At 37.9% G+C, this 20,469-nt stretch carries 20 protein-coding genes; 8 read left to right on the top strand and 12 right to left on the bottom strand.

Annotation, left to right across the window (positions count from 1 at the left end; genetic code table 11):
* The first annotated feature begins 188 nt into the window (after positions 1 to 188).
* From J690_RS13325 to J690_RS13315, 3 genes are all read left to right on the top strand, one after another.
* On the top strand, positions 189 to 785 hold the full coding sequence (locus tag J690_RS13325) for a nitroreductase family protein (protein ID WP_032036360.1): 597 nt from the start codon (positions 189 to 191) through the stop codon (positions 783 to 785).
* A gap of 221 nt (positions 786 to 1,006) precedes the next feature.
* Entirely contained in the window at positions 1,007 to 1,678 is a 672-nt protein-coding gene (locus J690_RS13320; protein WP_032036359.1) for a YccT family protein, read from the top strand.
* A 78-nt stretch (positions 1,679 to 1,756) separates the two neighbouring features.
* Complete coding sequence (locus J690_RS13315) at positions 1,757 to 2,281, top strand: GNAT family N-acetyltransferase (protein ID WP_032036357.1); 525 nt, start codon at positions 1,757 to 1,759, stop codon at positions 2,279 to 2,281.
* 12 nt (positions 2,282 to 2,293) lie between these two features.
* Here the strand turns inward: J690_RS13315 and J690_RS13310 are convergent, their stop codons facing one another.
* From J690_RS13310 to J690_RS13280, 8 genes are all read right to left on the bottom strand, one after another.
* Positions 2,294 to 2,593, bottom strand: coding sequence for a cyd operon YbgE family protein (locus tag J690_RS13310; RefSeq protein WP_081037740.1), 300 nt, complete (start codon positions 2,591 to 2,593; stop codon positions 2,294 to 2,296).
* Positions 2,594 to 2,695, bottom strand: coding sequence for a cytochrome bd-I oxidase subunit CydX (gene cydX / locus J690_RS0104400; RefSeq protein WP_002120988.1), 102 nt, complete (start codon positions 2,693 to 2,695; stop codon positions 2,594 to 2,596). It lies immediately after the preceding gene.
* 10 nt (positions 2,696 to 2,705) lie between these two features.
* Positions 2,706 to 3,851, bottom strand: coding sequence for a cytochrome d ubiquinol oxidase subunit II (cydB, locus tag J690_RS13305; RefSeq protein WP_032036354.1), 1,146 nt, complete (start codon positions 3,849 to 3,851; stop codon positions 2,706 to 2,708).
* Positions 3,848 to 5,434, bottom strand: coding sequence for a cytochrome ubiquinol oxidase subunit I (locus J690_RS13300; protein WP_032036352.1), 1,587 nt, complete (start codon positions 5,432 to 5,434; stop codon positions 3,848 to 3,850). Before J690_RS13300 ends, cydB begins: the two co-directional genes overlap by 4 nt.
* Positions 5,434 to 5,628, bottom strand: coding sequence for a cytochrome oxidase putative small subunit CydP (gene cydP, locus J690_RS13295; protein ID WP_005073962.1), 195 nt, complete (start codon positions 5,626 to 5,628; stop codon positions 5,434 to 5,436). The genes J690_RS13300 and cydP overlap by 1 nt, the downstream gene beginning before the upstream one ends.
* A gap of 380 nt (positions 5,629 to 6,008) precedes the next feature.
* Positions 6,009 to 6,617 carry an OB-fold-containig protein gene (locus J690_RS13290; protein ID WP_002121106.1) on the bottom strand — a complete coding sequence of 203 codons (609 nt, stop codon included), beginning with the start codon at positions 6,615 to 6,617 and terminating at the stop codon, positions 6,009 to 6,011.
* Between the two features lie 25 nt (positions 6,618 to 6,642).
* Positions 6,643 to 6,951 carry a Rieske (2Fe-2S) protein gene (locus tag J690_RS13285; RefSeq protein ID WP_002121079.1) on the bottom strand — a complete coding sequence of 103 codons (309 nt, stop codon included), beginning with the start codon at positions 6,949 to 6,951 and terminating at the stop codon, positions 6,643 to 6,645.
* Between the two features lie 16 nt (positions 6,952 to 6,967).
* Positions 6,968 to 7,972: an adenosine kinase gene (locus J690_RS13280; RefSeq protein ID WP_017480985.1), complete on the bottom strand. Its 1,005-nt coding sequence runs from the start codon at positions 7,970 to 7,972 to the stop codon at positions 6,968 to 6,970.
* 381 nt (positions 7,973 to 8,353) lie between these two features.
* On the opposite strand from J690_RS13280, the gene J690_RS13275 reads away from it, so the two are divergent.
* Both J690_RS13275 and J690_RS13270 read left to right on the top strand, forming a co-directional pair.
* Complete coding sequence (locus J690_RS13275) at positions 8,354 to 11,293, top strand: insulinase family protein (RefSeq protein WP_032036350.1); 2,940 nt, start codon at positions 8,354 to 8,356, stop codon at positions 11,291 to 11,293.
* Between the two features lie 21 nt (positions 11,294 to 11,314).
* Positions 11,315 to 12,466 carry a phospholipase A gene (locus J690_RS13270; RefSeq protein ID WP_032036348.1) on the top strand — a complete coding sequence of 384 codons (1,152 nt, stop codon included), beginning with the start codon at positions 11,315 to 11,317 and terminating at the stop codon, positions 12,464 to 12,466.
* A gap of 39 nt (positions 12,467 to 12,505) precedes the next feature.
* On the opposite strand, the gene J690_RS13265 is transcribed toward J690_RS13270, so the two are convergent.
* From J690_RS13265 to ilvA, 3 genes are all read right to left on the bottom strand, one after another.
* Positions 12,506 to 13,843, bottom strand: a complete 1,338-nt coding sequence (locus J690_RS13265; protein ID WP_005073970.1) for a TrkH family potassium uptake protein — start codon at positions 13,841 to 13,843, stop codon at positions 12,506 to 12,508.
* An 18-nt stretch (positions 13,844 to 13,861) separates the two neighbouring features.
* Entirely contained in the window at positions 13,862 to 14,512 is a 651-nt protein-coding gene (locus tag J690_RS13260) for a potassium channel family protein (RefSeq protein ID WP_032036347.1), read from the bottom strand.
* A gap of 144 nt (positions 14,513 to 14,656) precedes the next feature.
* The gene (gene ilvA / locus J690_RS13255; RefSeq protein ID WP_014206951.1) at positions 14,657 to 16,204 is read right to left on the bottom strand and encodes a threonine ammonia-lyase, biosynthetic; all 1,548 of its coding nucleotides are present in this window, start codon (positions 16,202 to 16,204) and stop codon (positions 14,657 to 14,659) included.
* A 101-nt stretch (positions 16,205 to 16,305) separates the two neighbouring features.
* Here ilvA and rpiA point away from each other — a divergent pair, with 101 nt between their 5' ends.
* Both rpiA and J690_RS13245 read left to right on the top strand, forming a co-directional pair.
* Positions 16,306 to 16,977, top strand: coding sequence for a ribose-5-phosphate isomerase RpiA (rpiA, locus tag J690_RS13250; RefSeq protein WP_032036345.1), 672 nt, complete (start codon positions 16,306 to 16,308; stop codon positions 16,975 to 16,977).
* Complete coding sequence (locus tag J690_RS13245) at positions 16,977 to 17,657, top strand: YgjP family zinc-dependent metalloprotease (RefSeq protein ID WP_032036343.1); 681 nt, start codon at positions 16,977 to 16,979, stop codon at positions 17,655 to 17,657. Before rpiA ends, J690_RS13245 begins: the two co-directional genes overlap by 1 nt.
* Here the strand turns inward: J690_RS13245 and J690_RS13240 are convergent.
* Positions 17,654 to 19,174: a hypothetical protein gene (locus tag J690_RS13240; protein WP_032036342.1), complete on the bottom strand. Its 1,521-nt coding sequence runs from the start codon at positions 19,172 to 19,174 to the stop codon at positions 17,654 to 17,656. The genes J690_RS13245 and J690_RS13240 overlap by 4 nt on opposite strands.
* Positions 19,175 to 19,358: 184 nt before the next feature.
* Between J690_RS13240 and argC the strand changes: the two genes are divergently transcribed.
* Positions 19,359 to 20,414: an N-acetyl-gamma-glutamyl-phosphate reductase gene (gene argC, locus J690_RS13235; RefSeq protein WP_081405169.1), complete on the top strand. Its 1,056-nt coding sequence runs from the start codon at positions 19,359 to 19,361 to the stop codon at positions 20,412 to 20,414.
* Positions 20,415 to 20,469 lie beyond the last annotated feature (55 nt).

Genomic DNA, 20,469 nt, shown 5'->3' with positions numbered 1-20,469 from the left:
TTGCTTGGTAACCCTAAAAAGCTTCACTAAATCGTGAAGCTTTTTTTATATGTATATCTTTTATTATTGTTGCGAAAATAAAACGAACTGTCATATTTTTAATGCTGATTATGAAAAATGACTTTAATACACTGTACTCATTCCCAAACAACGACCCTCGGTCAAATCAATAGGTAGGAAATAACAAAATGTCTACTTTCTTAGATAAAATTAAAAACCGTCGTACAATTTATGCAATTGGTAAAAACGTTGCATTAGATCGCACAAAAATTGAAGAAACTATCCGTGAAGCAGTTAAACATAGTCCTTCAGCTTTTAACTCACAATCTTCACGTATAGTGACACTATACGGTGAATCTCATGCTAAATTCTGGAATTTAGTTCGTGAAGCTTTGCGTAAAATTGTTCCTGCAGAAGCTTTTGCTGGTACAAATGCAAAAATTGATAGCTTTGTAGCGGGTGTTGGTACGGTTTTATTTTATGAAGACCAAGCTGTTGTTAAAAGCTTACAAGAGCAATTCGAACTATATGCAGACAATTTCCCTGTATGGTCTGAACACTCAAGTGCAATTGCTCAATTTGCAACTTGGACTGCGCTTTCAGAACTTGGTTTAGGTGCATCTTTACAGCACTATAACCCAATTGTCGATGCAGACGCAGCTGAAGCATTTGATGTTCCTGCAACTTGGAAATTACGTGCTCAATTAGTATTTGGTTCGGTTGAAGCACCAGCAGGTGAAAAAGCATTTATTAATGATGCTGATCGTTTCAAAACTTTCAATTAATTTAATTGAAGTTAAAAAAGAGCACCTATTTTAGGTGCTTTTTTTATATTTTTAGAATGAATAGGAAGAATATATAAAACGAAAATTTATGAAATTCAAATGCATATTTCAAAATAATAAATCAAGAAATTAGTCGATAAATGCTTTGTCATAAAATAGTCACAATCATATTGCATATTGCTCATGATTTAATAGCTTATCAAACACAGAGAAAGAGACAGATGACTTTAAGATTAGGTGTTGCTGCAATTGGTTTATTACTCAGCGGTTCGGTATTTTCAGCAGTTACAATTACAGCACCAGAGGAAATTGTAATCCTTGCGGTGAATGGTCAGGAAGTCAACTCTGGGTTATTTCGTTCATCTAAAAATAATTATAAAGTCGATGCTGGTGAAACAAGCTTAAGTGTGCGCTATCAAGAATACTTTGAACATTTAAGCGGGGAGCATGACATTGTTAAATCTGGAGTAATCACAATTCAAACTCCGGCTCTCAAAGATGGGCAAACTTATAAGCTCAGAATGGTAGATGCACCAAAGCAATTTGAACAAGCAAAGAAATATGCTGAGCAACCAACTGTGGCTTTGTACAGCGCAAATAATGAATTAATCGTACAACAAACTGGTGCAAACAATGAGGCAAAACCATGGTTTGCAACGGGTTTATTAGGAAAAGTCACTGACTTTACGACTAAATCATCTAAATCGCAACCTGAGGCAGTGTATGCCTCTGCTAAACCTACTTCTGTTCAGGTGGTTGTACCAGCTCCAACATCTATGCCTGTAACAGGCGTAGCCCAAACGAATGATCAACGTTTAGTAGAAACTTGGCAAAAAGCTTCTAAAGCTGAGCGTCAAAAATTTATGGCGTGGTTAGCTGAACAATCAAATTAATTTATTGCTATTTAAAATAAAGCCGATTTAATATCGGCTTTATTTTTAGAATTTTTATAAATAGCCTAAGTATATTTTATGAATAATTTAAATTTCCGTTCAGCTCAATTTCCTGATATTCCACAACTTGTAGCTTTAATTAATAAGTCCTATCGAGAACAACAAGATAGAAGTTGGACAACAGAACTTGATTGGGTAGAAGGACAGCGTATTACAGAGTTTCAATTAGAAGAACAACTACAACTTAGGAATTCAACATTATTGATAGCGGAAACTTCTGCTTCTAAGCTTATTGCTTGTATTGGGCTTACATTTGAAAATAATCAGGTTGAGATTGGAACATTTTGTACTGATCCTCAAGTTCAAAATATGAGAGTGGGTCGATCTGTTTTAGAATATGCAGAGCAATATGCATTGAAAGAAGATCCCCATCTGACCAGCGCTTTAATGTATGTGCTAGATGTCCGTTCTGAATTGATCGCTTATTATGAAAGACGTGGATATATGAAAACGGGTAATAAGCAGCCATATCCGGTTGAAGCAAATGTAGGGGTGCCAAGGGTCCCTATTAAATTGGTTGAAATGAAAAAAGACCTCAGATGAGGTCTTTTTGATTTAGGTTAGGAACCAGATGTAATAGCCTAAAAGCATGAGAGGCCAAGCCACCCACGGGCTAAATAGCCATTTCCATAACCAGAAGTTAGGTACGAAACCCACTCCGTAAATAAAGCCACCAGAAATACCAATCATCACCAGCATAAGCTGGCTATGATTGTAGTGCCCGTTTGCATCTAGCATGAGTGAAGGATAAACCAACAAAATTGCAGCAAGAGGCAATGCCAACAGAAAAGAAAGGGCCATTGCAAATGCTTGAGCTTTTCGATGATTTGATGCTGCCATTGCTTTTGCCATCATTTATTCCTCATCTAAATCTTGATGGTGTTCGATATAAAGTGCGCTGAGTACGCCCGCAAAACATGCCATCAAAATGCCTAGGATCCATGCGAAATACCACATAGTTTTCTCCTTAATACAAGCTATGCGAGTTTGACTCGATATGTTTGTTAGTGATGACTCCCCACATTTTGTAATAAGACCAACTGGTATAGATCAAAATAAGAGGAACAAAAATGCAGGCAGCAACCGTCATAACGCCTAAAGTAAGGTGACTTGAGACAGCATCCCACATTGTCAAGCTAGAATTAGGATTGATACTAGATGGGAGTAGGAATGGGAATAGGGCAAAACCAGCAGTTAAAATTGCTCCTACAATCATTAAACTTGTACCAGTAAAACTTAAGCCTGCTTTTACTTTTGAAGATGCAAAAATTGCAATGATTGCACCTAAGATGGCAAGAGCAGGGGCAACTTTAGTCACTGGATAGGTACTGTAATTGTTCATCCAACCAGGATTGCTATTGGTAATCACTTCTTTAGCTAAAGGGTTAAGCGCAGTATTTGGGTCTATAGCAACAGCATAGCTATAACCTGGAACTTGCCCAAAATACAGCCATGCTCCAATTACAAGGAAACAAATTAAAAAGATAATTGCCATAATTTGAGTGGCTTTGGCAGAGCGCTGTTTTAAAGCTTCATCAGTACGGAGCATGAGCCATGCACCGCCATGTGCACACAGCATAGACAGACTTACCACACCGCAAACTAAAGCAAAGGGGTTAAGAAGGGCAAAAAAGCTGCCTGTATATTCAGAGCGTAAAGTGCTATCTAAACTAAAAGGAATACCTAAAAACAAATTACCGAAGGCCACACCAAACACAAGCGCTGGAACAGCACCACCGATGCACAGACCCCAGTCCCAAGAGTTACGCCATTTGGTATTTTCAAGTTTAGAGCGATAATCGAAACCTACAGGTCTTAAGAAAAGTGCAAATAGAACTAACAAAAGTGCCCAGTACATGCCTGAGAAAGCGACTGAGTAAACCATTGGCCATGCAGCAAATAGTGCCCCACCTGCTGTAATAAACCAAACCTGATTACCATCCCAGTGTGGGGCAATGGTATTGATTGCAGCACGGCGTTCGCTATCGGTTTTTCCAACGAAAGGCATGAGAGCCATAGACCCCATATCAAAGCCATCGGTAAGAGCAAAGCCGATCAGAAGTACGCCAACTAACACCCACCAAATGATTTTCAATAATTCATATTCAATCATGATAAGGCCTCCCCTTTAACCGCTGCTTTCGGTTCTTGCTTTTCAAAATGATATTTGCCAGTGTGTAGAGAGCTTGGTCCTAAGCGAGCAAATTTGATCATTAAATACATTTCAATAATCAAAAGAGCGGTGTAGAACGCTGCTAGTGCAATAATCGAACCCCATACGTCACCAGTACTTAAACTAGAAGTAGAGAGATGAGTTGGTAGAATTTCACCAATAGACCACGGTTGACGACCACCTTCAGCTACATACCAGCCAGTTTGTGCAGCAATCCAAGGAAGCGGTAGAGCCAACAATGCATATTTCAGTAGCCAAGGTTTATTTTCAGCATTTCTTTTTGCTACAGCCCAAGTCGCTAAAACGAAGAGTAATAGCATTAAGAAACCAGAGGCAACCATTGCGCGGAAAGAGAAAAATAGCGCTGTAACATTTGGAACAGTATCTTTTACAGCAGCTTTAATATTTTGCTCGCTTGCATCAACTACATTCGGTGCATATTTCTTAAGAAGTAGGCCATAACCTAAATCTTTTTGATTTTTTTCAAAAGAGGCTAATAACTCTGGTGAACGATCACCTGCACGTAATTTTTCAAGTTCGGCATAGGCAAGCATACCGTTGCGAATACGAACTTCATGCTGTTGCATGAGATCTTTAAGACCAGTAACTTCTTTGGTTGTTGAACGAGTTGCAATTAAACCTAATGCATATGGAATTTTAACTGCGTAATCTGTCCGCATCTCTTCATGGTTTGGTACACCAAACAAGGTAAATGGAGCAGGAGCAGGGTGAGTATCCCATTCGGCTTCAATCGCAGCGAGTTTAGTTTTTTGAACATCACCTAGCTCATAACCAGATTCATCACCTAACAAAATCACTGAAAGTGTAGATGCAAGGCCGAAAATTGCAGCAATTGCAAATGAACGACGTGCGAAAGGTAGATCACGTTTTTTAAGCAAGTAGTAGCTTGAGATAGCAAGTACAAAAATTGCACCAGTTACATAACCCGCAGATACAGTGTGGACGAATTTAACCTGAGCTACAGGGTTAAAGATAAGTGCGCCGAAATCAACTAATTCCATACGCATCGTTTCAAAGTTAAATGCAGCACCTACTGGGTTTTGCATCCAACCATTCGCCACTAAAATCCAGAGCGCTGACATGTTAGAACCTAGAGCGACTAACCATGTTACGCCTAGATGCTGAACCTTACTTAAACGATCCCATCCAAAGAAAAATAGACCTATAAATGTCGACTCGAGGAAGAATGCCATAAGGCCTTCAATTGCTAATGGCGCACCGAAAATATCACCTACATAGTGTGAGTAATAAGCCCAGTTTGTTCCAAATTGGAACTCCATGGTTAAGCCAGTTGTTACCCCTAAAGCAAAGTTAATACCAAATAATTTTCCCCAAAATTTAGTCATATCCTTGTAAATTTCTTTACCGGAAATGACATAAGTGGTTTCCATGATGGCAAGGATAAATGCCAAACCTAGAGTTAAAGGGACGAAAAGAAAGTGATACATTGCGGTCATCGCAAATTGAAACCGCGAAAGATCAACCACGCTTTCAGAAATCATCAACGTGTCTCCTTAATGTGGGAAATGTTATCGCCGGCAATATGCTCGGCGACCTGATTGTCAAAATTTTTGGGGATGGTGGGAGCATCAAACCAAATATGTTTGATCGTTAAGAGAAGCACTATTTTTATTATTAGAATAATAGTGATTTCTTTAACTAAACGACCATTAAGATTTTTAAAATTAAGGCTCATAAATTAAACCTCATTTGATATTAATTTTATTATTAATCAAAATATAATAAAAATAAACATTAAATATATTTTAAATGAATATTTAAATAATTAATTTATATAAAACAAACACTTAATATTTTAAAATAAATACCATACTAAAATGGTTTGAATTGATTGTTAAATCCTACTAAAACACTTGTAAATAAAAAAATATTAAGTTGATTAAAATGGTTTGTTTTAATTTAATACCAACCAAAATGGTTGTATATTATATTTATAAATACTATTTCAAACTAAAATAGTTGGAATAATAAATAATTAATTAAAAAGAAAATAATAAAATATAGACGTAATAAAGCCTGCAAAAAGCAGCAAGTAAATAGAATAGTAGTGAGAATTTAATCGGGGGCGAAAAGATCGTTTGATACAGAAATTTTCTTGGCTACATAATGGCTTTTATGCACTCTTACAAGGATAACTTGTGAGTATAATTCGAGTTCGCCGTATTCTGGTTCGACTTGAACGTAATGGAGCTGGCCGAATTCATCACGCACTCGCGCTTGGGCAGAAAATCCAGGTCTAGCATTACCACTGGAAACTGTCGCTAAACGTCCTAAAAGATTATAGTTTGTATGAGTAAGCTTTGGTTTAATTACTTGGTCAAGGCAGTGAATCATGAATACAGTAAAAAAGATTGCGATGACAAGGGCTGGGACGATTAAATAAAATGGTGAAATAAAATAATGCTGGATTGCAAAGAAAGAAAGCTGTAAAAAATAGCCTGCAAAACTAAAATTGATAAGTAAAAAAACGAAAATTAAAGCTTTAGAAAATTTAACGTTAAGTAGTGGCGAGTTAGAAAGCCAAACAGGCGCAATTTTTTTGAGTAATTGACTTGGACGAAGTCCAATATACATACCAATGGTTTCTACCACGCTGAGTAATATCAAAGCCACTACACTTAAGTGAAATGGCATAAGATAATAATTGAAAAAGAAATCAGCCATGGCAGAAACTCTAATGTTGATCGTTTCAGTCTACGATATAGATACCGCCATCTGAATGTACTTTAATCTCAACTTTATTTAAAAAATCACCTAAACATGGTCCTGAGATACACTCACCTGTTTCCACAGTAAATAAAGCACCATGGGTAGAACATTGAATATATTCTTGGTCTTGATCAAGAAATTGATTTTCTAAATATTCAAGCTCTGTTTGCAAGTGAGGGCATAAGTTTTGGTAAGCATAGAATGCGCCATCACGTTGCGTAATGAAAATAGTAGTTCCTTGTAAAGTGTCAAAAGCTCTAGCTTCACGCTCAGGAACTTCTTCCGTCATACAGATCCTTTCCATTTCAAGCACATTCCTTCTGAAAATTTTCAAGAAGTTTAGCATAATCATTAATCGCTAAACGTGGGCCAAATTGAGAAACAACTTCACTAGAAATTAAGACAGCTAACTGTGCAGCAGCATTCAAATCTTGATGATGGTTTAGGGCGTATAGGAATGCGCCTGCAAATGCATCGCCAGCACCATTTGTATCAACGGCTTCTACGTGGCGACCTGCAACATGGAAATGTTGAGTAGAGTTAGAAACTAAAGCACCTTTAGCACTTTGTGTAATGACTACTGTATGATTTTTAAAACGTAATTGAGCAAGAGCATCTTCAACAGTTGTTGTATTTGTATACATTAACGCTTCTTGTTCATTACAAAATAGTAAATCTACGCCATCATCCATGAGCTCTTCTAAGCCTTCGCGAGCGTATTGCACCATGGCAGGATCTGAAAGAGATAAAGCAATCTTAACGCCATTTGCTTTTGCAATTTCTCTGGCTTGTTTTACAGCTTTGCGCGCTGTTTCACTTGTAGAAAGATAACCTTCAATATAAAGCCATTTTGCTGTTTTTAACGGTTCAAAGTCGATTTGATCTTGAGAAAGTTCAGCAGTGATGCCTAAATAAGTATGCATTGTACGTTCAGAGTCAGGACTAATGAGTACCATGCAGGTACCTGTCACGCCTTCACTGATTGATTTTGGAGTGGTTTGGATGCCAGCTTCATTTAAACCTTGCAGATAAATTGAACCCAAATCATCGTTACCAACGCGGCAACCATAAAAAGCACTTCCACCTAATGCACTAAAGGCTACAGTAGTATTCGCAGCAGAACCACCACTTGCTTGACCTTTATAATCTTGATGCTGTTTTAACTCCGCATAAAGAGCAGATTGAGTGTCGCCATCGGACAACTGCATGGTGCCTTTTTGCAAACCTTGTTGACTAAGAAAATCATCAGACACTTTAAATTCTTGGTCGATTAATGCATTACCAATTGCAAAAAGATCTACAGTTGCCATATGTGCTGTCACAAAATAAAAAATCAGGTTGCTAAGTTTACACCATTGCTTGGATTTGCTGTAGTTTGTTGAATAAAATTCAGTTAAATCAAAAATTAGTGGAAAAATATTATTGTGTGAAAATTCTTTAGACTCACAAATAGCTCGTTGAGATAAAATTAATCAGCTTTTTTATTCAATGTCTATCATATACATAGAATTAAAAGCTTTTGTTCTGTTAGGATAAAACATTCATGGCTATATGCTTGATATCAAAGCAGTGCCAATGAAAACTAATACTCAACAAAAACATAGTATTTTACTTGGCTTTTGTTCGCCAATCTCAAGCTGACTCAGGCTATAATGAGACTTATTCACTTATCCGATATGTTAGGAGATCACATGACTGTAGATGTCACTGAAACCATTTCTCAAACTGTTCACCCTGCGTTTCAGTTGCTACGTCAGCACCATGTAGAAGCATTAGATATTTTAGTGTCTGAATATAAGCATAAAGTCACAGGTGCGGTGCATTATCACTTGGCAACTGATTATGATGAAAATGTATTTCTTGTTGCTTTTAGAACACAGCCTATGGACTCTAAAGGCACGGCACATATTTTAGAACATACGGCTTTGTGTGGATCTGAAAAGTTTCCGGTACGTGATCCATTCTTTTTAATGATTCGTCGTTCTTTAAATACTTTTATGAACGCATTTACAGCAGCAGACTGGACAGCATATCCATTCGCTACTCAAAACAAAAAAGATTTCCAAAACTTACTTTCTGTTTATCTTGATGCGGCATTTGCTGCCAATTTGAATCCACTTGATTTTGCTCAAGAAGGTATTCGTATTGAACTTGAAAATGGACAACCTGTTTATAAAGGTGTTGTTTTTAATGAAATGAAAGGTGCAATGAGTGCACCGTCTGACCAACTTTATCATCAGTTGGCCCATCATTTATTCCCTGAAACGACCTATCATTACAACTCAGGTGGTGATCCTAAAGATATTCCTGATCTAACGTATGAGCAGTTAGTCGAATTTTATAAAGTACATTACCACCCAAGTAATGCTGTTTTTATGACCTTTGGTAATCAGACAGCATATGAGTTGCAAGAGCAATTTGAAAAACTAGCTCTACATAAGTTTTCTGCGGGTACAACTTTATATTCTAAGCCTGAAAAACGTTTAGCAGCGCCAATTGAAGTAACAGAGAACTATGGTCTTGATAGCGATGATTTAAAAGATAAGACTTATCATGTTTTATCTTGGTTATTACCAGAAGCAAATGACATTAAATTGCGTTTAGGAATGCGTTTAGTCGAAGGAATTTTATTAGAAAATTCGGCTTCGCCACTGCGTCATTACTTAGAAACTTGTGGTTATGCTCAATCTACAGGTCCATTAATGGGCGTAGACGATAGTAATTTTGAAATGACTTTCTACTGTGGTGTTCAAGGTTCAAATCCTGAACATGCGCAAAGCTTTAGAGAGGGTGTTTTAAATATTCTGCGTGATGTTGCTGCAAAACCAATTGATAGTAATTTAGTCGATGCAATTTTGCATCAAATCGAGTTACATCAACGTGAAATTAATGGTGATGGTACACCGTATGGTTTAAGTCTAATTTTAAATGGCTTAAGTGGTGCGATTCACCATAATGATCCAATCCAAATTTGGGATGTTGACAGCGCAATTGCACAAGTTAAAGAAGAGTTGAAAGACCCAATGTGGTTATCAAATCTGATTCAAACACATTTGCTCGACAACCCTCATCGCGTACAAATGACTTTAGTTCCAGACCCGACCAAGTCTGTAAAAGAGCAGGAAGCGGAAAAAGCTCGTTTAGCGGCTATTGGTGAAAAGCTAACAGATGCTGATAAGGCTGAAATCATTGCTAAGACTAAGGCTTTAGAGGAACGTCAGGACACTCCTGATAATCTTGAGTTATTGCCAAAAGTAGGTTTGGAAGATGTACCTGCTGACTTGCATATTGTGCAAGGTCAGTTACGCGAAATTATTTGTAATCGTATGGATACGCCGTTGAACTTGTACCATGCGGGTACTAACGGCATTTACTATCAACAAGTACTTATCCAGATCCCTGAAGATATTGTGAAGTCACCTTACTTCAATTTGCTTTCTATTTTGATGGGTGAAGTGGGTGCAGGCGAATATGGCTATCTTGAACTACAAAACTTGCAAACCGCTGTAAGTGGTGGTTTAGGAATGGGTGCTTCTTTACGTAGTAAAGTTGATGATAAAGATAAAATTAGTGCTTGGCTGACTTTAACGACTAAATCGTTGACTCAGAAATTTGATGCAATTCATTTATTAAAATTAGCATTTGAACAGCTTCGATTTGATGAGAAAGAACGAATTATCGAGTTACTGCAACAACGTAAAACACGTTGGCAATCTCGTTTATCTGGTTCAGGTCACAGCTATGCGATGCAGATTGCTTCTCGTAACATGAGTGCTCTGGCTCAACGTGACTATCAAAACACGGGTTTAGGTGCATTGAACTGGTTGGGTGAGCTTGTTACTAAAATTACCCAAGATGATGCCGCTTACGATGAGCTGATTGCAGAATTAAAACGTATTCATAGTAAGTTGTTGCAAGCGCCTAAACAGTTCTTACTTGTCTGTGAAGAACATCAATCTGAACGTTTGGTTGAAGAAATCCAGAATGTTTGGGATAAATTAAATGTTGATACAGCTACAGCTGAGTTAACTCAAGTAGAACAAGCTAATGATAATAATCATGAAGCGTGGTTAATTCAGGCCAATGTTCAATTCTGTGCGTCTGCATATCAAGCCGTAGAAGTATCACATCCAGATGCGGCTCCATTAATGGTATTGGCAGCTTATTTACGTAACGGATTCTTGCACAGTGCTATCCGTGAAAAAGGTGGTGCTTATGGCGGCGGTGCTAGTTATGATGGAAATGCTTGTTCATTCCGTTTCTTTAGTTACCGTGACCCACGTTTAGCAGAGACGTTCAAAGACTTTGAAGCAAGCGTGCAATGGTTATTAAATACAGAGCAACAACCTCATCAGCTTGAAGAAGCAATTCTTGGTTTAGTGGCAAGTATGGATAAACCAGGCTCTCCAGCAGGTGAAGCGATTACAGCATGTTATGCATTGTTGCATGCGAGAACACCAGCTTTCCGCCGTACTTTGCGTGAAAGATTGTTACATGTAACATTGGATGATTTAAAACGTGTTGCTCGTCAATATTTAGTAGAGCAAACTCCTGTAAAAGCTGTAGTTGCGCCATTTGCTAAACGTGATGAATTGCAGCAATTAGGTTTTACCATTCAACAAGTTAATTAAAATAAAAATTGGAGATTGAACATGGCGTTCAAACAATTTGAACGCACATCTTTACAGCTAAGCATGGGAATCATGCTTAGCTGTTTATGTGCGTCTGTAACATATGCTGATACCTTAGCTCCAGCAAACCCTGCCACAGTTGATGCATGTGTTGCTCTTGCTTCGAATGCCGATCGTCTGGCTTGTTACGACTCTGTATTTAAACCAGCAGCTCTACCTGTTGTGCAAGCCGCTGTAGTACCTGAGCCTGTTAAAAAAATCGATCAGCCTGTTGTTCAACCAGAAACATTTAAAGAGAAGGTGGTAGATACAGTTAGTAATATTAAAGTGATTGGTAAAGCACCTACACTTGAACCTACTACTTCTTTGCTAGATCAACGTTGGGAATTATCTGAAAAAAGTAAGCTAGGTGTTTGGAATATTCGTGCTTATCAACCAGTCTATTTACTACCTGTATTTTGGACCAGTGACAAGAATGAATTCCCGAGTAGTCCAAATCCAAATAACACTGTAACGGATGCTCAGAATCTGAAATCAACAGAAAGTAAGTTTCAGATTTCTTTGAAAACCAAAGCTTGGGAAAATATTTTTGGAAATAATGGTGATTTGTGGGTAGGGTATACACAATCTTCACGCTGGCAGACGTTCAATGCTGAAGAATCTCGCCCATTCCGTGAAACGAACTATGAGCCAGAAGCAAGTTTAATGTTTAGAACGAACTACGAGTTGCTTGGTTTAGATGGGCGTTTGCTTGGAGTTACCTTAAACCATCAGTCAAATGGTCGTTCAGATCCATTATCTCGTAGCTGGAACCGTGTAATTTTTAATGTTGGATTGGAGCGTGGTAATTTTGCTTTAATGCTTCGTCCATGGATTCGTCTTGAAGAAGATAGTAAAGATGATAATAATCCGGATATGGAAGATTACATTGGTCGTGGTGATTTAACAGCGTTTTATAAGTGGAAGCAGAATAACTTCTCTTTAATGCTGCGTCATTCATTGAAAGGTGGTGATGACTCTCATGGTGCTGTGCAATTTGATTGGGCTTTTCCAATCAGTGGCAAGTTACGCGGACATTTCCAGTTGTTTAATGGTTATGGTGAAAGCTTGATTGATTATAACCATCGAGCAACTTATGCTGGTTTGGGTGTATCGCTCTTGAATTGGTACTAAGACGCTATAAGAAAAGCCGCTTTTAAAGCGGCTTTTTTATTATCCAATTTGAATATTGGCTTGAGGATGTTTGAGTCGACTCTTTTTCGGAGTAGCGATTAAATAGGCGAGTGTTAAAGGTCCAAGCCTTCCAGCAAACATGAGTAGGCTTAAAATGAATAAACTACCGTTATGTAAATCTGGTGTGATTCCACGAGAGAGACCCACTGTACATGCCGCTGAAACAACCTCAAAAAGCAAGTTCATAAAATCTGCTTTAGGTTCTAAGAGCAAAAGAGTAAAGAAGCCTATAAAAATCAGTATGCTCGTAATAGCAGTCACTGCTAATGCTTTATAGGTCGTTTCGTGAGATACAGAGTGGTTAAATATTCTAATTTCATCTGTACGGCGTAAAAATGAAATTACACTAAGTACTAAAATGACAAAGGTTCCAACTTTGATTCCACCCGCTGTACTCAGTGAGCCACCACCAATAAACATCAATAACATCATGAGTAAGGAGCTACTATTGGTCATTGCACCTGTATCAATGGTATTAAAGCCTGAAGATCGTGGAACTGTTGCTTGAAACCAAGCGTTTAAGGCTTGTTCACCTGAGTTTAATGTCCCTAAAGTCGCGGGATTTTGAGCTTCTAAGGCCCATATTAAAATAAACGCAACGAGGTTGATAATTGCAATAGTGGTAAGAATAAGCTTGCTATTGGGTGTTAGTTTTTTCCATTTTTTGTTTTGTTTAATATCCATGAGTACTAAAAAACCAAGACCACCTAAAGTGTAAAGGATGCTAATGGTTATACAAATAATATAGTTACTTTGGAAATTCATTAAACTATTGGAAAATAATGAAAAACCAGCATTGTTGAATGAGGAAATGCTATAAAAAACTGCATAATATAAACCACGTGCAAACCCGTATGTTGGTGTAAAAGCAGTCGTGAGAATAATTGTACCAATCAGCTCAAAAATAAGAGTATAGGTGACAACGCCTTTAGCAACAAAAGTAACTTTAGATAGGCTCGTTTGCCCGAGACTATCTTGAGCCATCATTTGCTGTTTAAGACCAACTTTTGGTGACAAACTTAATGCTGCCAATATCGCAAAAGTCATAAAACCCAAACCGCCGGACTGGATCAGTAATAAAATAATAGTTTGCCCAAAGAGGGTAAAAGATTCATGAATATTTAAAACAGATAGACCAGTAATGGTAACTGCTGAGGTGGCTGTAAAAAGCGCATCCATCCAACTGACATTGCCTGTATTCGCAAATGGCAATTTAAGCAACAAAGTGCCAAAAGTAATAAAGCCTAAAAACCCTAGCGCTAAAAGTGAAGGAGGGCTTAAATTTAACGTTTTATGAGGCTTGGGATATATAGACATATTCTAGAGTTCGTTTTCTTATAAGAAGCAATTAGAAAGTTTCTTTAAGTGCGATAAATGACCTTCTAAAATAAGAATATCATGTGTTTGCAAAGTGAAATTTTCTTCAGTCTCAAACAAAATTTGCTGCTGTCTTTTCACGAGCAATGTTTTAACCTGAGGAGCTTGCTGCATAATGCCATATAAATTGATGCCGTTAAGCTTATCTGGGATCTCAATTTTTATAATGTAATGGTCATCTTCTAAAGACATATAGCGACTTACCATTGGGTAATTCAGAGCTTGAGCAACTCTTACCCCCATATCTTCTTCAGGATGAATAATCTTATTGATATTGAGGTGTGACAAAATCGTGTGATGAGCTTTGGTTTTTGCTTTTACCCAAATTTTATCAATGCCTAGATTTTTTAAGTTCAACACACACAAAATACTGGCTTCAATATCTTCACCAATTGCAACTACAACAGCATCACAATTTTGGATATTCAATTCGTCAAGCACATGTTCGTCAGTAGCATCAGCAATGACGGCATGAGTTAAAACGTCGGCAAGATTTTCGACATTCTTTTTTACTGTATCGATGCCAATAACATCATGATTTAATTTTGTGAGTTCTTGAGCTACCGTTGCTCCAAAACTACCTAAGCCAATGACTGCGAATTGTGCCATGTTGGTCCTTTTTTCCGAGTTAGATCATTATTTTTAAGGATATTTTCTTTAAGATAAAGAGATGCAATGTAAAGATGATAGAAATATAAAAAGATTGTATAAAGAAGCCGACAACTTTGTCGGCTTCTTCATCAAAATTAAAGATTATTTTAAGAAGCGTTTATAGCCGACGTTATCAGTAATTTCTGCATACGGATAATTAATCTGCTCAAGCGTTTCAATCAATCCATCAGGGTTTTGTTTCGCATCGGTTGCTTGTAAGCCAACTAAAACACGTCCTTCTGCTGCACCATGGTTACGATAATGGAAGAGGGTAATGTTGTGAGTTGGGCCTAAACGAGTTAAGAATGTTAAGAGGGCGCCTGGACGTTCAGGGAACTCAACACGGAACAATCTTTCATCATCTAGATTTGCGTGACCACCAATTAAATAACGAATATGTAATTTGGCAACCTCATCGTCAGAAAGGTCATCTACAATATAATCTTGCTGTTTAAGCTGCTCTAAAATTTCATGACGCTCTGCATCTCCACCTTTCAAACTAATACCGACGAATACTTGTGCTTCCTCTGTATTGTTTGCTCGGTAGTTAAACTCAGTGATATTGCGGCCTTGTAAAGCACGGCAGAAGCCTAAGAATGCACCTTTTTCTTCAGATAAGGTAACTGCATAAATCGCTTCGCGTTGCTCACCTAACTCCGTACGCTCAGCAATATAACGTAAGCGGTCAAAATTCATATTGGCGCCGCACACAATCGACACCATATTTTTATTACTGATTTTATGTTCGTGAATATATTTTTTGATACCCGCTAAAGCCATTGCTCCAGAAGGTTCAACAATGCTGCGGTTTTCATCAAATGTGTCTTTAATTGCTGCACAGATTTCATCTGTATTCACAGTGACAATATCAGGATCAACAATTGGTCCTGAATTATCAGATTTGCGCAAACGAATAATATCAAATGGTAAAGCACCAATTTGTGCAACAGCTGTACCATCTGCAAATAGGCCTACATGTGGCAAAATTACACGTTCATTTGCTTCTAAAGCTGCTTTTAAACAAGCAGACTCTTCATATTCAACACCAATAACTTTTACGTGCGGTGCAACTTCACCAAGGTAAGCAGCTACGCCTGAGATAAGGCCACCACCACCTACAGCAACAAACACATATTCTACATCACGCCATTGACGTAATATTTCATTGGCAATTGTGCCTTGACCTGCAATGACAAGCTCGTCGTCATAAGGTGGAATAAATACAAGACCTTCAACTTCTGCACGTTGTTGAGCATATTTATTTGCGATATCAAAGCTATCGCCATGTAACACGACTTGGCCACCTAAGCGTTTAACAGCCTGAACTTTAATGTCAGGTGTTGTGCTTGGCATAACAATAATAGCGGGAATTCCTAGTCTTTGTCCTGACAATGCTACGCCTTGAGCATGGTTGCCAGCAGAGGCGCAAATTACTCCGCGTTCAAGTTGTTCTTTAGGTAATTGACTAATACGGTTATAGGCGCCGCGTAATTTAAAAGAAAAAACGGGTTGTAAATCTTCACGCTTAAAACGAATTGTATTGTTTAATTTTTGACTAATTCGTGGAGCTGCTTCGAGAGGTGTTTCAATTGCAACATCATAAACCGTTGCTTGTAAAATTTGTCGTACCACACGAGACAGCATGTTCATCTTCCCTATAACAGTTTAAAATAGGAAATTATTGTAGCAAACCCTTGTGCATTTGCGCCGTTTATTGGCGCATAAATGTCAAAAAATAGTTGAGTGATGTAATGAGCCTATATGCAACCCAAGATGAAAAGAAACAAGCTGCTGCGAAAGCTGCTTTAAAACACTTACCCAAAGGTGGCATTTTGGGTGTTGGGACTGGAAGTACCGTAAATTTTCTAATTGATTTACTCCCAGAATTACAATTAGAAGCAGCTGTGGCAAGTTCTCAAGCAACTGCTGATCGTCTTAAAAAACTTGGTATTGAAGTGGTTGATATGAACCATGTAGGTAGTCTAGATGCTTATATTGATGGTGCAGATGAGATCGACCGTCATATGCATATGATTAAAGGTGGCGGTGCTGCATTAACACGTGAGAAAATTGTTGCATCAATTGCTAAGAAGTTTGTGTGTATTGTTGATGATTCAAAATGGGTTGATCAACTTGGACGTGATTTTCCATTACCAGTAGAAGTTATTCCAATGGCGCGTTCGGCTGTAGCTCGTAAATTGGTAAGTTTAGGTGGTGATCCGGTTTATCGTGAAGGTGTAGTTACAGATAACGGTAATGTTATTTTGGATGTTTTCAATCTTAATATTTTAAATGCTATTGAGCTGGAAAAAACAATTAACAATATTCCTGGTGTGGTAACTAACGGTATCTTCGCCTTAAATCCGGCAACGATTGCAATTGTTGCAACGAATAATGGTATTGAAGAGCGTACAGCACAGTAATGTCTGCAAAAATGCCAGAGATTAAAATCGTTCGACACGTAAGAGCAAGAAAATTGCGCTTACGTGTTGAGCCTGCTTCAATCCGTCTTACGGTTCCTTTATTTTGTAGTAAGAAGCAAATTCAGCATTTTTTAGCACAATCTGAACAATGGTTAACCGAGACATGGCATAAGCAACAAAACGTCCAATCGGCATCCATTGAAATTCCTTCGGAAATTTATTTCTTTAATAAAGAAGAGCCATTTCAAGTCGTTGTTCAAAAGCAGCATCGTGTTTTTCAATTCGACTGGGAAAACAATTCTTTATTTATTAAAGACACACAGCCATATTTGGCATTGCAAAACGCAGTTATTGCTTATGCGAAACAAGAATTACCAGAGCTTTTGAAAGAATTAAGTGAGCACACTCATTTGGCTTATAGGGAGTGTACAATTCGTCGCCCGAAAACTCGATGGGGAAGTTGTAGTAGTCAGCATAATATTATGCTACATGCAGGACTGGTGCTTATGTCACATGAAATTGCTCGCTATGTGGCTATTCATGAGTTGGCGCATACTAAACATTTTGACCATAGTCCTGCATTTTGGGCAGAAGTTGAAAAATACGATCCATATTTTCAAAAACACCGCAGACAACTTAAATCAAATCCATTGCCTGCATGGTGGTATGTTTCAGCTTAATTAAAGGCACATTCTAGTTGCGGTGTTTGTAAGCTATCGGGTGCTTTCCGGCTATCTAAACCTGCTTTAGCACTAATAATCTTATTTGCTTTAATAGATAATTGGATAAAGTTGTATTGTTGCGTCGAGTTATTTGGTTCGGCTGAACTTGAATTGAGTAAATAACTTGAGCTGGCAGCATCTGTTTGCAATAAATTATCGGTACTATCAGCACTTAAAGCAGCACGATAAATTTGTGAGCCTTTACTCAAGTCGATTTGACCGTTCGCACGAAAATTAAGCTGACATCCAGTTGAGGTGTCTTTATAGTGACCCACTAAATAGTCTGTAGCTGGTAGGTTTGGATCTGATAGATTGATGCTGGTTAAGCCTTGTTTGCATGGGTAGGTTGATCCATTACACGTCGCTGTGGTGGTAAACCCAACAGCTCTACGGTAATCTCCAGCACCGTCAATGCGAATGAATATTGTTGAATTTACAGTAGGAACAATTCCTGTATATTGTTTTTTTTGTAGAAGTTCATAACCCGTCTGATCTAAAGACTGTTGTGAATTAGCCTGAGCCAATTGCAAAGTAAATGCTTTTAGGTTGGTTCCAAAGTAATCGCGCGTTACTTTTTGATTAGCTGCAATATCTAACAGTGTATTTTTTAGTGGATCAATATTATCTGGAGCAGGTGTGAAAATAGGAGTGAAGGATGTTTGATCCCCATGAAGTTTTTTCCCATCCAAAAAGCCATCTTTTAAATCAGTTGCTAAACTTTTAACAAGTTCTTGGTAGGTGTTTGCTCCGCCATGAATCGTTGACCAATATTGTAAGTAACCAAAGCTAAGATAACTATCTACATATGTACTAGGTTTAGTAGTTGAGTATCGCAACAAAGTTAAATTCAGAAGGGAATTAGCTGGACTTAAACTTGGAATGTCACCATCTTTAAACGCATTCATTAACGATTTGTAGACATCTTGAGAAGCTAAATCCACATGTAATTGCTCAATACGGGTTGGGTCAACCGTTTCTTGAGGGAGTTGTCCCGAACGTATGACAGCTCGTTGATAAACTGCTTCACTGCTTGGGCTAATGAATTGGATTCTGCCACTTACACTGTTTGGTGTAATAAATGCATGATAAATACCTGACAAATTTTGGTATTGTGGAGTAATGGGGTCAAACACTTGAGATGAGCTTTGAGTTGTAATTTCTACGCGATATAAACGATTCAATTTTGCAGTAGGAATTTTGACATTAAAGCTATTTAAACTCGCAATTGAAGTATCCACTAGAATAGCGTTGTTGGTATTGTCATATACTTTAAGCTGGATATTACGCATTTCTACAGGGGTTTTTAAAGTAACATCAGTTGTTGCTTCAGGTGTGGGGTCAACGGGCGTTGGTGTAGTGGGTGAATTGCCTCCACTACTACCTCCACCTCCGCAACCAGTAAGGGCTACACTTAAAATGAATGTGCTCAAGCCAAGGTACGTGGGTAATTTTGTTTCTTTTGATTGTTGAAGCATCCTAGCTCTCCAAAAATTAATCTGGTATTTATTTGCTGATATTTATGTGGTTATGACAGTCCAGTAAGTGCTATCTGATTGTCGCTAAAATTAAAAAAATTAAAATTACCAAGCATGAAATGGTTTTGTAAGCTTGGACATCCTGTCATACTACTGCCCAAGTATAGATTCAAAAATTGAGGTAATGCACGTGATTTCTGTCGGAATTGTTGGTGGAACGGGTTATACAGGCGTTGAACTATTACGTATTTTATTACGACATCCTAAAGCGCAGGTTCGAGTTCTTACTTCACGTACAGAAGCGGGCAAACCAGTTGCAGATATGTTCCCTAATTTACGTGGACATACAGATCTTCAATTTTCAGATTTAAACATTGATGCATTAAAAGAATGTGATGTTGTATTTTTTGCAACGCCACATGGTGTTGCCATGCAACATGCCAAAGATTTAATTGCAGCTGGAACTAAAGTTATTGATTTAGCAGCAGACTTTCGCTTACAAGGTCTTGAACAATTTGAAAAATGGTATGGTATGGAGCATGCTTGCCCAGATGTACTAAAAGATTCTGTATATGGTCTAACTGAGTTAAACCGCGAAAAAATTAAACAAGCTCAGGTTATTGGTAACCCTGGTTGCTATCCGACGACTGTTCAATTAGGTTTAGCGCCACTATTAAAATCATCACAAGCACTCATTGAAACCAAAAATATTATTATTGATGCGAAGTCTGGTGTTTCTGGTGCTGGCCGTAAAGCAAGCTTGGGCATGATTTATAGTGAAAACGCTGATAACTTTAAAGCATATGGTGTTGCAGGTCATCGTCATCATCCGGAAATTGTAGAAGCCTTAGAAAATATTGCAGGACAAAAGGGCGGGTTTGATGGACTCTTATTTGTTCCTCATCTAGTACCTATGATTCGCGGTATGCTGAGTACAATTTATGTAGATTTGACAGAAGCTGGTAAGCAGACAGACTTACAAGCTTTGTATGAAAACTTCTATGCTAATGAAAAATTCGTAGATGTTATGCCTGCAAATAGTTCACCTGAAACACGTAGTGTACGCGGTGCGAATGAACTTCGTATTGCATTATATAAACCACAACCAAATAAACTCATTATTTTGGCGGCTCAAGATAACCTTGTAAAAGGTGCATCTGGTCAGGCTGTACAAAATATGAATCTTATGTTTGGCTTTAATGAAGATGAAGGCTTACAAGGGATTGGTTTATTACCATAAAAAACTCTTTTTTGCTTCACACACATTTAAATTTCGATTTAAATGTGTGTCTTGA

The organism is Acinetobacter sp. 742879 (genome assembly GCF_000588535.1).
Lineage (GTDB): Bacteria > Pseudomonadota > Gammaproteobacteria > Pseudomonadales > Moraxellaceae > Acinetobacter > Acinetobacter pittii.
Note: the sequence above shows the minus strand (reverse complement) of the source record. Positions and strands in the feature narration are given on the sequence as shown.